This window comes from Actinoplanes sp. ATCC 53533 (assembly GCF_003947245.1).
The window spans coordinates 1-2,179 of record NZ_QHHV01000413.1 but is presented as its reverse complement, the minus strand read 5'-3'; the positions used below and the strand labels follow the sequence as shown (position 1 = coordinate 2,179).

3 protein-coding genes are annotated in these 2,179 nt (G+C 68.1%); all 3 read right to left on the bottom strand.

What is annotated here, in order from left to right:
• Positions 1-904 (bottom strand): SIS domain-containing protein (locus DMB66_RS58470; RefSeq protein WP_125812555.1); only part of this gene is annotated, 904 nt, incomplete at its 3' end.
• Positions 905-957: 53 nt separating this feature from the next.
• On the bottom strand, positions 958-1,659 hold the full coding sequence (locus tag DMB66_RS66410; protein ID WP_125812554.1) for an HAD-IIIA family hydrolase: 702 nt from the start codon (positions 1,657-1,659) through the stop codon (positions 958-960).
• Positions 1,660-1,716: 57 nt separating this feature from the next.
• Positions 1,717-2,179: GDSL-type esterase/lipase family protein (locus tag DMB66_RS58460; RefSeq protein WP_148112927.1), on the bottom strand; the 463-nt coding region annotated here is incomplete at its 5' end.

The window sequence follows — 2,179 nt, the reverse complement described above, 5'->3', positions numbered from 1 at the left end:
GAAGGACCTGCCCGTTGCCGCACATTCGAATCTTCTCCGGAGTGCCGCCGGGTAGCGGCAGCGGGTAGACCTCGATACCCGCGCTGGTGAGAAGTTCGTTGAGAAGGGCTCCAGAGGAATCGTCGGCAATCGCGGTGATCAATGCGACGTCGAAGCCTCGACCGGCCGCGAGCCGAGCGGCGAGGCCGGCTCCTCCGGGACGGCTGGTCGTGGCCTTCTCGTCCAGGACCAGGGCTGGGGCGTCCGGGGTGACGCGGTGGACTGAGCCAACGATGTCGCGGTCTAGCAGGGTGTCACCGACGACGACCAGCAATGGGCGGGTCGCCACAGCCGTGTGGTCACCAGGTTCGCGACGTTCGTGGTCCTGGGGACCTGCTTCCAGGACCTGTGGAAGCGTACGGTCCAGGCGTTCACAGACGAGGTGAAGGGCGATGAGGTGCAGCTCCTGGACGATTTGGTGGTGCGGCGAAGGGCAACACAACGCTTCGTCGCAGGCGCCGGCGATCGGGTTGGGTTCTGCCCCGGTCATCGCCCAGGTACGCATGCCGATCTGCTTCGCCGCGTCGACCGCGGAGACGAGGTTGGGGCTGCGCCCGCTGGTCGACATGACCAACAGGACATCATCGGCGCGTCCATGCGCGCGGACCTGCCGGGCGAAGACTTCCTCGAATCCGTAGTCGTTGCTGATCGCGGTCACCGCGGCGGTGTCCGCGCTGAGCGCGATCGCGGACAGCGGCATCCGCTCGCCGCGCATCCTGCCGACGAGTTCGGCGGCGAGGTGCTGCGCGGTCGTCGCGCTGCCGCCGTTGCCCGCGACGAGGAGCCGTCCACCTTGGCCGAGGTGCCGGGCAAGGTGATTGCCCCAGCTGTCCAGGACGGGGGCGGTTGCCCTAAAGGCGGCCATGGCGTTGGTGAGTCGGGTGAGGTGGTCGTCCAGTTGGGAGGCCTCGGGGCTGCTCACGAGAGGACCGCATAGGTGCTGAGTCGGTCGGGGCTCCTGCTGTTCCGTCTGCCGGTCGGAGGTTGTCGCCGGGCGATAATTAGGTCGGCTGCGGCATGCAGACTCACCGCGACCGTGGACGCGGCCCGGATATCGGCATGCGGTGTGCTGGCGGTGGGAATGAGAATCCCGCTGGCGCCGGCGGCCGATCCTGCCGCCACGTCACGAAGACGGTCGCCCAGGACGACGCAGCGCCGGGGTGTTTCCCCGAGCGCCGCCGCGGCGTCGTGGACGAGGCCGGGCCGCGGCTTGCGGCAACGGCACCGGGCTGCGTCGTCGTGCGGGCAGATCTGCCAGGTGGCAAACGGCCCCAGCAGGGCTGTGACCCGTGCGTTGACGGCCGCGACCTGGTCTTCGGTGATCAGCCCTCGGGCGAGCCCGGATTGGTTCGTAACCACTCCGAGCGTGAGCCCTGCGGCGCGGAGCCGATCAAGGGCGGACCTAGCGGCGGGCATCGCTTCGACAAGTGAGGGATCACCGTTGTATGGCACGTCGATGATCAGTGTGCCGTCGCGGTCGAGGAGGACAGTCTCGATCGGCCCGGCCGCCGCGTTACCTTCGGTCTGCTGTCTCGGCCCGGTCGCGGTGTGCTCGTCGCCAGCATGATCGGCATGGTGACCGACCGGCCGGTGGAGCGGGGAACGGGTGTCGTCCGTCATGTGCGCTTCCGCCTTTGCGTTCATCGCGACCCGGTCGAGATCAACAGTGCGAGGTGCCTATGGCGTCGCTGGTTGAAGCACGGCGCGGTGACGGATGTCGGCGAACAGGGGCCGGTACAGGGTGGCGGCGTGGTCGCGGTCGTGGATTGCGTAGGTCGTCATCCGGGCGACCACCTCGTGCAGGTCGGCATCGACGAGGTCGTGTAGGAGCGCGTCGCCGTGTTCGGAGAGGTGGACGCCATCGCTCCACAGACTCAAACCGTTGTTACCGGGGAGTTGGCGAGCGGTGGCCGTGAAGGCCGGCCACCCGTCGACAAAGGTGGCACCGGCGGATGCCGCGATCTGCGCGGCTACCCGGTTGTATTGCTGCAGAGCGGTGTTCGCTGCGGGGATGTCGAGAGCGTCGTCCCAGCCGAAGGGAGTCTCGGCGACGCAGATGAGCTGCCGGGAGTTCGTGGTGAGCAACTCGACCATGGTGCGGTAGTTGGTGGTGAACTCGGCGAGGTCGACGGCTTCGGCG

Bases quoted from the DNA above. Each gene is read 5' to 3' on its own strand.
- DMB66_RS66410 (WP_125812554.1), bottom strand. From the start codon at position 1,659: ATGACGGACGACACCCGTTCCCCGCTCCACCGGCCGGTCGGTCACCAT.